Raw genomic sequence first — 12,401 nt, forward strand, 5'->3', positions numbered from 1 at the left:
AGGTCGGCTAAATCCAGATCTGGCGGTGGCGGGCGAAGGGGTCGGATTCGATATGGCCTTGGTCGGACCAGATCATGGTGTGCCGTTTCTCCGGCGTGTAGCGGGGCCAGTTCGGTCCGGGGTCGTTGTCCGCGATGAAGGCGACCCACGACGCGTGCACGGCATCGGCCAGCGCTTGCGGCGGCTCACCCTCGACCTCGGCGACACCTGGCGCCCGCAACAGGTCGAAGGCGAACGGTAGGTCCAGGCAGTGTGCCGCCAGCCCGCGATACCCGGGAGCCGTTGAGGTCCAGTCGAATTCGTACAGCCAGGTGGGCAGGCCCAGACCGGAACGAGCCTCGGCGACCTGGAACGACGGTCCGCGAATAATCGTGTCGCTGATGGCCTGTCCGGCGAGTTCGGTCGCGTCGGCACCGGGATAGGCGACGCGGTAGGCGTCCATATCGGCGCCCCGACCGGCGGACGCGAGTGGGCTGGCTGCCGCAGCGCCGGGGTTCTGCGCCAGCATCGTGGCCGCCATGTTGAACTCGTGTCTGGTGAAACCGAGCAACAGCGGAATATTGCCGCCCGCACCGTTTTTCAGCAGCGCTGGCGTCGCTTCGTGGATCAGCTCGCCGTCGGCGAACGGCGCCAGACCCAGCATCGGCACGGTCTCGCTGCCCGGCCCGGGCGCCTGGAGCGTGGCTTGCAGATCGAGCACCGTGTCCTCGGGCATGGCGCGTAGCGCGGCGGCGGTCGCGGGCACCCCGGTGCGCCGGGTGAACAGGTCGGCCACGGCGCGTCCCGCGGCGAGATCGTTCGGTTGGGTCACCGCGCCGGAGGCGCAGATTCCGGCGCGGAACAGCCCGCGCGCGGACGGGGCGGCCATCAACGCCCAGACCGCGCCACCGCCCGCGGACTGACCGCCGACTGTGACCTTGGCCGGATCGCCACCGAACGTTTCGATATTGTCGCGAACCCATTGCAGGGCCGCGATCCAGTCCAGGACGCCTCGGTTGTCCGGGGCGCCGTCCAAGTGCAGGAACCCGTCGATGCCGAGCCGGTAGCCGACCGAGACCAGCACCACGCCATCACGATTGAACGCGGCACCGTCGTACCAGGGGCTGGCCGGACTGCCTGCCACGAAGCCGCCGCCGTGAATCCACACCAGCACCGGCAGTCCGCGCGCGGACGGGGCGGGGGTGAAGACGTTCAGGGTGAGGATGGCCTCGCCGGGGATGCTCGGCTCGGGGATGGTGGTTACCTCGCCCATCAAACTGCGCTGGGCAGTGGGTCCGTACGCGGTGCAGGCCAGCGTTTCGGTCCACGGCGCTGGCGGCACCGGGGCGGCGAACCGCAGCTCACCGACCGGCGGCCGGGCGAATGGCACACCGAGGAAGGCGATGCCGGTGTCGCGGCGCACGCCACGGACCGGACCGTAGGTGGTCTGGACGGTGTCCGACGCGGGTCGCTCGGTCGAGCACGCGGCGGCCAACGCCAAAGCGCCCGCTCCGAGCAGGGCCGTTCGACGGGTGATGTGCGCAGCGGGCATCGCGACCTCTTTCGATTCGTACCGGGACCATCGGTATATTCGCGATTTCACTGGAAATAAGTCAATGGTTGAAAAAATTCTCGACCTGCATAGTCTCGGGAGTGTGGTGAAGACAAAGGCGCACGATTCGGTGGCCGTCCGGCGTGGCAATCTGGGTCTGGTGCTGCGCCACATCGCGGAGCACGGCCCGTGCGCGCGCACCGAAGTCGCCGCGGCCACGGGGTTGTCGCACGCCTCGGTCACCACCCTGGTGGCCGACCTCGTGGTGCGCGGGCTGGTATGCGAGGACGGAGTGCTGAATCGCGGCGGCCGAGGTAGGCCCCGACGGCTGCTCCGGATGGTCCCCGGGCGCGCGTCGACCATCGCGGTGCAGATCAGTGCCGACCAACTGCGTGTGGCGGTCGCCGATCTCGCGGGCACGATCGGGTGGCGCGACATTGCACCGCACGACAGCACCGCAGGCGTGCCCGCGTCGATGGCGGACGCGGTCGCCGCCGCGGTGCGACGGGCCGAAACCGCGGTGCCAGCGGACGCGGAACTGGTGCGCGTCGCGATTGCGATGGCGGGGCCGGTTGGTGACGACGATGCGCAAACCGTGCTCGTCGCACCGGATTTCGGCTGGCTGCGACCGGTCCGGTTGCGTGCGCTGGTCGCCGCCAGGCTCCCGAGCGTGACCTGTCCGATCGCCGTGATCAACGACGCGAACGCCGCCGCACTGGCCGAATACCATGCCCATCCACAGCGTCCGCGCGCCGCGGTCTACATCGCGGCAGGCACCGGGATCGGCGGCGGCGTGGTGCTTGACGGGCGCATCCACACCGGCAGCCACGGCATCGCGGGCGAGCCGGGACACATGCCCATCGCCATCGACGGACCGGCCTGCACCTGCGGGGCCCGCGGCTGCTTGGTCTGCTACACCGGCCCCGAGGCGGTGCTCACCGCCGCCGGACTCGGCGACCTGCTGCGGCGCGACGGACTCGGCCCGGCCGCCGACCGACTGGTCCAGGCACTCGACCGCCGCGACGAGCGAGCGCTTGCCGCAATGGATATCGCTGGCCAGGCATTGGGCACCGCGATACTGTCGATCACCTCCCTGCTCGATATCGACGAAGTGATCCTGGGCGGCGTCCTGGCACCATGGTTCCCCTGGCTGGAACCGGCGATCCGCCAACAGCTCTCGGGCCGCCGGGCCTTGGTGCCCGCGGTAGAGCCGACGGTCACCCCGGCACTCCTCGGCGCGGACGCGACCCTGCTGGGCGTCATCGAATTCGCCCGCCGCGCGGCACTATCGGACCCCGCGACGGTCCCCTACCGACATCGCCCATAAGGCAACGCATCCCGAGCGGATCAACCGAAGGCGTGGTGCACGAACTCGTGCGTCGGATGGAAACCGATCGCCTGGTAGATCTTGCTGGAGGTGCGGTTGGCGGTGTCGGCGAAGAGGCAGACGTTCAAGCCGTCCGCACGCAGCAGCTGCGCGATGTGCGCGGTGACGGCACTGGCGTAGCCGTGGCCGCGTTCCTCGGGTGGGGTGTAGACCAGGCCGATGCGAGACCAGCCGTGCACCGGGATCTGCTGGGCGGCAAAGCTTGTCGGACGGCCGTCGCGCTCCCAGAACCACATCAGTCCTGCCGCGACCCGATTGCGAATGGCCGCCTTGTCGAGTCCGGGCGGCGAGATGCCCGCCTCGATGCGCATGGCTTCGGCGAATTCGGTACACAGCGCGACATCGGATTCGGTTGCCCGACGCGGATTTCCGGGGACGTCGGGAATGCGCAGCGCGCCAAGGCGGTACAGCCGGGTGGTGTAGGACCGCCGGAAGCCGGTGCCGAGCCGCTCGCTCCAGCGCTCGGCGAAGGCGGTGGCGTCGGCGATGAGTCCTTCCACGCCAGTGCTTTCCGGGGCCACCTCGGCCAGTGCGTCGGCCACCATGCCGACGCTGCCCTCGGGCAGTTCGCCTAGGTACATGTCCCGGTCGGTTACTCGCATGGCGACGCCGAGCACGGACGCGTCGTCGGCGTGTAGCGAGAGGAACCTGGATGTCCCATTGCCTGCTTGAATCCCCGCGATGTGATTGGCGACACCCGTGAGGATCACGGTGTGCCGCAGCGGATCACGCAGCAGGAACGACTCGGTACGCGAGCGGAACTCGGCCGCGTCCGTGGTGATCTCGATCCTCATGATCACCACGGTAGGCGGCTGAAACGTTGCACGCCCGAAGTTTTCGGCCGGACCGGCTTCAGTGGGGTTCGGCGTCAATCCGTTTCGTTGCCGCCACGACCACCTGTGCGGAGTTTGAGCAGGACCAACCCTGCGGTGCACGCGAGAATCAGCCCGGCGACGGTGATTTCGACGTGTAGGCCGGCGATCCCGAGGACAGCCCCGGCGATGCCGCCGACGAAGATAAGCCAGGCGAGTATCCGCGAAAGAATCGTGGACAGCGAGCGCGCTGACCTGTTCGACACGACCTGCTGCGAAGAAGCCGACACCGCATCCTTGGCGGCTGCGGACGACCCCCGCTGCGACGTTGTCGAGTAAGCTCCCATCATCTACTCCTCGATGACGCCGATCAGAGAACCAATGCCGCGTTCATCACACAACGCTTCTCTCATCTGGGTACAGGCGTCTCACGCGTAACTTTGCTCACACGCTACGACCATGCCGGGCCGTATGACAGCGACACGTGCCCACGACACGCCGAAGAGACCAATTCGATATGTGGATTACATGTGTTTAAAACACCTCCGCGACGCACCGGCGGCGACCGCTTCGCCTGGCCCGGTGGATCGTGCTCGAGTAAGGTGAGGCCCACTCGAACAGCACCAGGAGTGTCACCGATGGAGAGCAGCAGGACCAAGATCGCAGGTCCGGCGATCGCCGCAGGCGCGGTCTCCCTCGGGCTCGTCCTCATCGGCGCCTGCGGACTCGACAAGCAGGACACCTACGTCGCGCCCCCGCCGTTGCAGTCGGACCCCTACGTCGCGCCCGCGGCACACCAGGAACCAAGCGGCACGGTGCCGAAGGTATCGATTCCGCCCTCGCCGACCTGGCAGATCGCGCCGTACCAGGCACCGCACGCGACGCCGTTCACCGGTTTCAGCACCACGACATCCGGTGAGCCGCCCGCGGCGGAGCCACACGGGAGTCTGCCGCACGAGAACCCGTCCGAGGACGAGCGCCCGCAGGCAACCACGACCGAGTCGACTACGCCGACCGATTCCCCCACCACGCGGCCGACCACCAGGCCGCGGCCCCGGCCGACAACGACGGAACCGGACGAGCCGCCGACCACGCGCCCGCAAGCGGGTTTGTCCAACGACCACGACGAGTGACCCGCGGTGGTGCGCGGATCACGCACCACCGCAGGCATTTACAGCTCGGGCAGCGCGTACTCGCCGACCCGGGCACTGAGCACCCGAAGATGCTCCAGCCCGCCGCCGAGCGTGCGCTCGATCGCGGTCAGCCTGGCCACGTAGTGGCCGACCGGATACTCCGCGGTGACGCCGATGCCGCCGTGCATCTGAATGGCCTCCTGGCCGATGTGCCGCGCCGAGCGACCGACCTGGAGCCGGGCCCGCGAGGCGATCAGCGGATCGGTCTCGCCGTCGGCCACCGCCGCGGTGACGTAAAGGCTCATGCTGCGTGCCAGTTCCAGCGAGACGTACATATTGGCCGCCCGCTGGGTGAGCGTCTGGAACTTCGACAGGGTGACCCCGAACTGCTTGCGCTGCTTCAGGTAGTCGGTAGTCAGCCGCAGCGCCTCTTCCATCACACCGATGGATTCCGCGCACAGGCTCGCCTGCGCCTGCGCCAGCGCCGACCGGATCGCTTCGGCCGCATCGACATCGCCGCCGAGCAGTTCGGCGGCGGCCTTGTCGAACTCGAGCTGCGCGCCGCGCTGCCCGTCTACCGTGCGGTAGTTCTTGCGGGTCACGCCCGTCGCGTCGGCGCCGATCAGGAACAGCCCCGTCCCGCCGCCCGGCAGCTCCGCGCTGACCACCAGGTCATCGGCGCAGTCGCCGTGCGCGACCGGATTCTTGATGCCGGTCAGCACATACGAATCACCTTGCGGCACAGCCGTGGTGGTGAGCTCGGTGGCCGGCCAGCGCACTCCAGGCTCGGCATGCGCGAAGGCGAGCAGCTTGTTACCGGCGGCGACCTCGGGGAGCACCCGCTGTCGCTGTTCGGCGGTACCGGCAAGAGCGATCAGCGCCCCTGGCACCAGCACCGCGTCCATGAGCGGTTCCGGCGCGAGCCTGCGCCCCACCTCCTCGAGGACAACCATCGTCTCCACCGGACCGGCGCCGACGCCGCCGTCCTCCTCGGTGAAGGTCAGTCCGAGGACGCCGAGTTCGGCGAGCTGGCGCCACACATCGCGACTCCAGCCGAGTTCGGTGTCGGTCACCTTCAGCCTGGACTCGGGGTCGTAGTTGCGGGCGAGCAGGTCACGGACGGTGTCCCGCAGCATTTCCTGTTCATCGGTGAGATCGAAATCCATGGCGGCGCCTCACAATCCGAGGATCGTGGAGGCGATGATGGTGCGCTGCACCTCGCTGGAGCCTCCGTAGATGGTTGTCTTGCGGTAGTTCAGGTAGGCGGGGCCGCTGCGCTGCGCCCAACCGGGCGAAGCGATCTCGTCGGCACCGACCGGTAGCGCGTCCTGGCCCGCGATATCCACCAGCAGTTCGGTGGCGGCCTGCTGCAGCTCCGAGCCGCGCAGCTTGAGCACCGAGGACGCCGGATTCGGCTTGCCGTCCGAGGAATTCGAGACCACCCGCAGCTGAGTCAGTTCCAGCGCGAGCAGCTCGTTCTCCAGCTCGGCGATCCGCGCCGCGAACAGCGGATCCTCGAGCAGCGTGCCGGTACCCGACTTGGTCTGCGCCGCATACTCTTTCGCGATGCCGAGCTTCACCTTGGTGCGGCCGACACCGGTGATGCCGGTGCGTTCGTTGCCGAGCAGGAACTTGGCGTAGGTCCAGCCCATGTTCTCCTCGCCGACCAGCTGATCGGCCGGGACCCGGACATTTTCGAAGAACACCTCGTTCACCTCGTAGCCGCCATCGATCAGCTTGATCGGGCGGATGGTGACACCGGGCGACTTCACGTCGAACAGCAGGAACGAGATGCCAGCCTGCTTCTTCGCCGCGCTCGGATCGGTACGCACCAGACAGAAGATCCAGTCCGCGTACTGCGCGAGCGTGGTCCAGATCTTCTGGCCGTTGACGATGTAGGAGTCGCCGTCGCGCACCGCGGTGGTGCGCAGCGAGGCGAGGTCGGAACCGGCGTCGGGCTCGGAAAAGCCCTGGCACCACCAGATGTCCAAGGCGGCGGTTGGCGGCAGGAAGCGCTGCTTGAGCTCCTCGGAGCCGAACTGCGCGATCACCGGCCCGACCATCTGCGCGTTGAACGTCAGCGGCTCGGGCACCGAGGCCAGCTGCATCTCGTCCTGCCAGATGTGGCGCTGCATCGGGGTCCAGTCCTTGCCACCCCACTCGACCGGCCAGTGCGGCACCGCGATGCCGTGCTCGTTGAGGGTCTTGTGCGAACGGACGATGTCCTCGCGGGACAGCTCGTGGCCGTATTTGAAGCGCTCCCGGATGTCGGCGGGGATCTCGGTCCGATAGAAGTTTCGCAGTTCGTCGCGGAAGGCGACTTCGTCGGGGGACAGGCTTATTTTCATACGCAGCTCCGTCTGTGTCTCGTACGTCCGAGTCCAACCTACCCTCCGGTAATCTCCCACTGTCGGTTGGCTCACACCGGCAGGACACGCTCGCGCGCTCCGTGTTCGCGGTGCACCGTCGACAACTCCGGCCCGTCGACCAGGTGAACAGCACGGCTACCCGGGCGGTATTTCCGACGAACTGGTACGTTGCTGCACGTGGGTTGGGGACCCCGAGACTTTGCGTATCGAGGAGTTCGAGTGAACGGCAGGACCATCGCACGCGCCACCACGGCCGTGACAGCTCTCGGCATCGGCGCGGCGCTGACCCTGGCCGGCCCGGCAGCCGCCGATCCGGAACCGTCACCACTCGACTCCGGGCTCGCCCACCTCACCGAGACCGCGGGGCCCGACCCGGTCGTGCAGGCGGGTGTCGGCGCGCTGACGCAGTACACCAAGCTCGCCGACGTGGCCGCACTGCGCCACGTCACCAGCGCCTTCACCCCGTTCGCCTATGCCGCACCCACTTTCGGCTGCGGCAGCATCGGGCCGATCACCACGATCATCGCGGCCGCCACCACCGACGGGGCAGGCGGCAGCCAGGACCTCAATGTCGAGCCGGGCACCCTGCGGTTCAGCGCGACCCCCGCGCACACCGGCACGCCGCTGGCTTCCGGCCTCGTCGTCGCGTGGGTGAATATCAACAACGGTGCCAGCGGCATCAATTCGCTCGACGACATCACCGAGTACGGCCTTCCGTCGCTGTCGAAGACGGTGCACAGCGGACCCGGCACGGTCATCGCCTCGATGTGGGGCATCATCGACTACCCCTTCGCGCACTGCGTGATGACGCCGACCGTCGGCACGTTCATGGTTCCGGACCAGCCCGCGGGTCAGCCGGTGAAGCCGCCGACGACGACCGCCCCCGATCTGGGTACGCCGGGCCCCAACGGTACGGAGATCGGACCGGCACCGGAGCGCGCGCCGTCCACCGCGCCGAAGCCCGCTCCCGCGCCCGCCCCGGCCCCTCCTGCGGCTCCCCCGGCCCCCGAGCCCGCTCCGGCCCCGGCTCCCCCGGCGCCGCCGACCACCCCTAGCGTGCCCGCGGGTGCCGCGGTGCACGGCGAATTCACCAAGCCCGCCAGCTGACCGCGGCACCGCCACGGATGACGGTGCCGCACAGCCCGGTTCAGCGGATCTTGGCGAAGAAGGTACGGATGTCGGCCGCGTGCTCAGCCGGAAGTTCCATCGCGACGAAGTGATTGCCGGTATTGCCCTCCGGCCAGTACGCGATGTCGTTGTCACGCTGGGCGAGTCGCAGCATCAGTGCCGACCCGCCGCCGTAAACACCGGTCGGAACCTGCTTTTGGCCCTTGGGCCAGACGAATCCGCCGTCGCCGAGGCCGTTGTACATCGGCCAGGATGATGTCGCCGCCGTGTTGGTGAACCAGTAGATGCTGATATTGGTCAGCAGGTGGTCCCGGTCGATGGCGTCCTCGGCCCGATCGACCATCGGGGCGAATTCGTTGAACTTGTGCATCAGCCAACCCAGCAGCCCGACCGGCGAATCGGTCCACCCATGGGCGAAGGTCTGCGGGGCGGCGCGCAGCAAGGTGTGATGGTCCACCCCGGTCATCCACTGCTGCATGAGGTCCCACTCGGCGCGCTCGTCCGGCGTCATGGTCGGCACGTCGGCCGCGGTCGGCATGCCGACACCGCCATCGAGATGCACGCCGATCACCCGATCCGGTGCCGCGATCGCCAATTCCGGCGCGACATAGGCGCCGAGATCGCCGCCCTGCGCGCCGAAACGCCGGTAGCCGAGCCGATCCATCAGCACCAGCCACATCTCGGCCACCCGGCGCGGCGTCATCCCCACCTCCCGCGGCGCCGCCGAGAAACCGAAGCCGGGGACCGACGGCACCACGACGTGGAAGGCCTGCGCCGGGTCGAGGCCGTGCTTGCGCGGATCGGCGAGCAGGTCGATGGTTTTGCTGAATTCGACGAAGGTGTTGGGCCAGCCGTGGGTCAGGATCAGCGGCACGGCGTCCGGCTCTGGCGAGCGCACGTGCACGAAATGCACGTCGAGGCCGTCGATTTCGGTGATGAACTGCGGGAACTCGTTCAGCGCCGCTTCCTGTGCGCGCCAGTCGAATTCGGACCGCCAGTATTCGGCGAGCTCCTGCAGGTAGGCGACCGGCACGCCGCGCTCGCGGCCCGAACCGGGCAGCTGCGGCGACCAGCGGGTGCGGCTCAGCCGATCGTGCAGGTCGTCCAGGTCCGCCTGCGCGATGTCGATGCGGAACGGGCGAACAGCGGTGCGGTTGTCGGTCATCGGTGCAGCTCCTTGCGGGTTGTTCTAGCGATCTGGGCACTACGTTAGAGGCCATGTAGGACCATCTATGTCCTAGTTATCTGGAATCCTGAAATTCATGAACGACACCCCCGCACGGCTGCTGCGCCTGCTCTCCTTGCTGCAGACCCCGCGCGACTGGCCTGGCAGCGAACTGGCCGAACGACTAGGCGTCACCGACCGCACGGTGCGCCGCGATATCGACCGGCTGCGCGAACTCGGTTACCCGGTCGAGGCGACGATGGGGGCCGCGGGCGGCTATCGCCTGGTGGCCGGGTCCGCGCTGCCGCCGTTGCTGGTCGAGGACGACGAGGCGGTTGCCATCGCGGTCGGGTTGCGGGCCGCGGCGGGTTACGCCGTCACCGGCATCGAGGAAGCGTCGGTTCGCGCCCTCACCAAGCTGGAACAGGTGTTGCCCGCGAAACTGCGCCGTCGGGTCCGGGTGCTCGGCACCGCGCTGGCGCTGCCAACCGATACCGGCCCGACGGTGGACCCGGAGGTGTTGACGGTGCTCGCCGCCGCTGTAACCAACCGGGAGCGGGTGCGTTTCACGTATCGCGACGGGGCGGGGGCCGAGACCCGGCGGCACGCCGAACCTGTCGGACTGGCGCCGTCGCGGCACCGCTGGTATCTCGTCGGCTACGACATCGAGCGCGACGACTGGCGCATCTATCGTGCCGACAGGATCGAACGTCCGCAGCCAACGGCGGCCCGATTCACGCCGCGAGAACTACCCGCCGCCGATCCCGCCGCATATGTGGCCGGACGCCGAACCGACTGGGGCACACCGACTTTTCATTTCTCGGTCACCATTCACGCACCCGCCGGACGAGTTGCCGGTCGACTCGGTGACGACCAAGGCGACCTCGTCGCGATCGACGAGCACACCTGCCGCCTTGACGCCCGCCGCGACGACTCCCCGGAATGGTTGGCGCACCGGCTGATCAGCCTCGGCGCCGACTTCGAGGTGCACCAGCCACCGGAGCTGATCCGGCAACTGCGCGCGGTGTCCGTCCGCCTCGATCGCGCTATCGGCAACTCGGCGGGCGCGCAAGCTCAGCGCGGCAACTGAATTCGCAGGACCGCGCCGCTCTCGGTGCCTGCCATCAGCTGACCGGACTGGCCAGGGATGGCTACCACCGAGGTCAACGGCTCCCCGTTCAGCACGGCGCAGGCGGCGCCGGTGGCCGGATCGACGCGGACGAGTTGGCCGAAAATGGTGGTCACGTAAAGAATCCCGGCCGGATCGATCAGTAGGTCGTCGACGAAATCCGGCACACCGGGCACCGGCGAGGACAGATCAGCGACCGTGGACGGGCTGCCGGGAGCATCGATCGGGATGCGCAGAATGCGGCCGAGCGGGCCGCCATTGGAGGTCACATAGAGCACGCGGTCGTGCACGACAACACCATTCGCGCTCGTCTCGGGGGCCTGCGCGGTCCAGTCGGTATCGATGGAACCGTCCGGGCGGACCCGGATCACGCCGGACAGTGACGCACCCAGGTACAGGTAGCCGTCCGCGTCGAATGCGGCGCCGTTGGGCATGCTGGCCAACCCGGAGACGAAAACCTCGGGCTTCGGGTCCACGGCCGTCGGATCGAAACGGACCACCCCGCCGGGACGGAACACGCTGGTCGGCGTGTCCCCATAGACGACATAGAGCAAGCCGTCCGGGCCACTGCGTACCGCACCCGGGAATTCCACCGGGACGGTCGCGGTCAGCGCACCGGAGCGGTCATAGCGTTGCACCACATTGCGATACACGCGGGAGACCCACACGTTGCCCTGCGCGTCGTAGCCGATGTTCTCCGCCCAGTCGAGCACCGGTATCGACGCGGGCACCGCGGTCGCGGCGAGCGCGGGGGCACACGAGGCGATCGGCTCCGCCGGGGCAATCGGTTTCGCATCGGCAACCGGTGCGGTGCACGCCAGCGCGACCAGCGCGGCGATCCAGAGCAGCGGGCCTCGGCTACGAAGTCTTCTCAACGCATCCCCAGATCTCTCCACGCGGACAGCAATCGGCTGGCAGTCTAACCGCCTTGACAACCCTGCTGGCCGACATCGTTCCGCACCCGTCGGATGCCACATGAAGTCCACTGAGCGGCAGGATCTTTGGCAAGATCTGAGCATGCCCTTTTTCGACAGCGCGCGTGGCCGGATGCATTATCGGCGCTGGCCGACGGAAGACAGCGTGGCGACGGTGCTGCTGCTGCCCGGGCTGGGCCAGCACAGCGGTCACTACCACCGATTCGCGCGGACGTTGAAGGCCGCCGGTATCGCGATGTGGGCGCTGGATACCTCGGGGCACGGACTGAGCGAAGGTGATCCGCGCAAACCGGGCACCTTGGCGGAGCTGGTCGCGGACGCGCTGAAGCTGTTCGACATCGTCCGCGCGACCTCGCCGGAATCGTCGTTGCTGCTGATGGGTCATTCGCTCGGGGCGGTCACCGCGCTCGGATTGTTCGGGTCGGCGGTGCCGGATGCGGACGCGGCGACGACCGATTCGACGGTTGTCGAACGCGCCTACCCGCTGCGGCCCGCCATCCCGGCGGCCGCGGTGCGCGGCATGGTGCTGTCCGGCGTGCCGAAGCGGGCACTCGGCGGCGGGCTACCGGGCGCGCCGGGAACGCCGCTGCCACCTGGGCTTCCGGTGCTCGCGGTACACGGCGTTGAGGATCGCCGCGCGCCGATTGATGCGGTAAGGGTATGGACTCAGCGCCACGAATCGGTAGATTTACGCGAGTACGCCGATGCCGGGCACGATCTACTGCACGAGCCGGTGCACGCGCGAGTCGCTGCCGACATCGCGGACTGGATGCAGGGTGTCGTCGTGGGGTTGGCACGGCGCCCGTGACCTG

Annotated in this window: 12 protein-coding genes; 5 read left to right on the forward strand and 7 right to left on the reverse strand. The window is 68.4% G+C overall.

Translation table 11 applies throughout. From position 1 onward, the window contains the following. Positions 1-7 precede the first annotated feature (7 nt). Positions 8-1,531 (reverse strand): carboxylesterase/lipase family protein, encoded by a 1,524-nt coding sequence (locus KV110_RS34420; RefSeq protein ID WP_218471314.1) that lies wholly within the window; start codon positions 1,529-1,531, stop codon positions 8-10. A 103-nt stretch (positions 1,532-1,634) separates the two neighbouring features. Between KV110_RS34420 and KV110_RS34425 the strand changes: the two genes are divergently transcribed. After that, on the forward strand, positions 1,635-2,858 hold the full coding sequence (locus tag KV110_RS34425; RefSeq protein WP_218471315.1) for an ROK family transcriptional regulator: 1,224 nt from the start codon (positions 1,635-1,637) through the stop codon (positions 2,856-2,858). Between the two features lie 20 nt (positions 2,859-2,878). On the opposite strand, the gene KV110_RS34430 is transcribed toward KV110_RS34425, so the two are convergent. Together KV110_RS34430 and KV110_RS34435 are read right to left on the reverse strand one after the other, a co-directional pair. Then, complete coding sequence (locus KV110_RS34430) at positions 2,879-3,712, reverse strand: GNAT family N-acetyltransferase (RefSeq protein ID WP_218471316.1); 834 nt, start codon at positions 3,710-3,712, stop codon at positions 2,879-2,881. A 74-nt stretch (positions 3,713-3,786) separates the two neighbouring features. After that, on the reverse strand, positions 3,787-4,020 hold the full coding sequence (locus KV110_RS34435) for a hypothetical protein (RefSeq protein WP_218479550.1): 234 nt from the start codon (positions 4,018-4,020) through the stop codon (positions 3,787-3,789). Between the two features lie 348 nt (positions 4,021-4,368). Between KV110_RS34435 and KV110_RS34440 the strand changes: the two genes are divergently transcribed. Further along, positions 4,369-4,863 (forward strand): hypothetical protein, encoded by a 495-nt coding sequence (locus KV110_RS34440; protein ID WP_218471317.1) that lies wholly within the window; start codon positions 4,369-4,371, stop codon positions 4,861-4,863. 38 nt (positions 4,864-4,901) lie between these two features. Here KV110_RS34440 and KV110_RS34445 read toward each other — a convergent pair whose 3' ends face one another. Together KV110_RS34445 and KV110_RS34450 are read right to left on the reverse strand one after the other, a co-directional pair. Next, positions 4,902-6,029, reverse strand: coding sequence for an acyl-CoA dehydrogenase family protein (locus tag KV110_RS34445; RefSeq protein WP_218471318.1), 1,128 nt, complete (start codon positions 6,027-6,029; stop codon positions 4,902-4,904). A 9-nt stretch (positions 6,030-6,038) separates the two neighbouring features. Next, positions 6,039-7,211, reverse strand: a complete 1,173-nt coding sequence (locus KV110_RS34450; protein WP_218471319.1) for an acyl-CoA dehydrogenase family protein — start codon at positions 7,209-7,211, stop codon at positions 6,039-6,041. Positions 7,212-7,451: 240 nt separating this feature from the next. Between KV110_RS34450 and KV110_RS34455 the strand changes: the two genes are divergently transcribed. Then, positions 7,452-8,339, forward strand: a complete 888-nt coding sequence (locus KV110_RS34455; protein ID WP_218471320.1) for a hypothetical protein — start codon at positions 7,452-7,454, stop codon at positions 8,337-8,339. A 40-nt stretch (positions 8,340-8,379) separates the two neighbouring features. On the opposite strand, the gene KV110_RS34460 is transcribed toward KV110_RS34455, so the two are convergent. Further along, positions 8,380-9,525, reverse strand: a complete 1,146-nt coding sequence (locus tag KV110_RS34460; protein ID WP_218471321.1) for an epoxide hydrolase family protein — start codon at positions 9,523-9,525, stop codon at positions 8,380-8,382. Between the two features lie 97 nt (positions 9,526-9,622). On the opposite strand from KV110_RS34460, the gene KV110_RS34465 reads away from it, so the two are divergent. Next, positions 9,623-10,615 carry a helix-turn-helix transcriptional regulator gene (locus tag KV110_RS34465; RefSeq protein ID WP_218471322.1) on the forward strand — a complete coding sequence of 331 codons (993 nt, stop codon included), beginning with the start codon at positions 9,623-9,625 and terminating at the stop codon, positions 10,613-10,615. Here KV110_RS34465 and KV110_RS34470 read toward each other — a convergent pair. Beyond that, a complete protein-coding gene (locus KV110_RS34470) occupies positions 10,600-11,529 on the reverse strand; it encodes an SMP-30/gluconolactonase/LRE family protein (protein ID WP_218471323.1) in 930 nt (309 codons plus the stop codon). The genes KV110_RS34465 and KV110_RS34470 overlap by 16 nt on opposite strands. A gap of 100 nt (positions 11,530-11,629) precedes the next feature. Here KV110_RS34470 and KV110_RS34475 point away from each other — a divergent pair, with 100 nt between their 5' ends. Then, positions 11,630-12,397 carry an alpha/beta hydrolase gene (locus tag KV110_RS34475; protein WP_246634158.1) on the forward strand — a complete coding sequence of 256 codons (768 nt, stop codon included), beginning with the start codon at positions 11,630-11,632 and terminating at the stop codon, positions 12,395-12,397. The last annotated feature ends 4 nt before the right edge of the window (positions 12,398-12,401 follow it).

It is taken from the genome of Nocardia iowensis, assembly GCF_019222765.1.
In the GTDB taxonomy this organism is placed as follows: domain Bacteria; phylum Actinomycetota; class Actinomycetes; order Mycobacteriales; family Mycobacteriaceae; genus Nocardia; species Nocardia iowensis.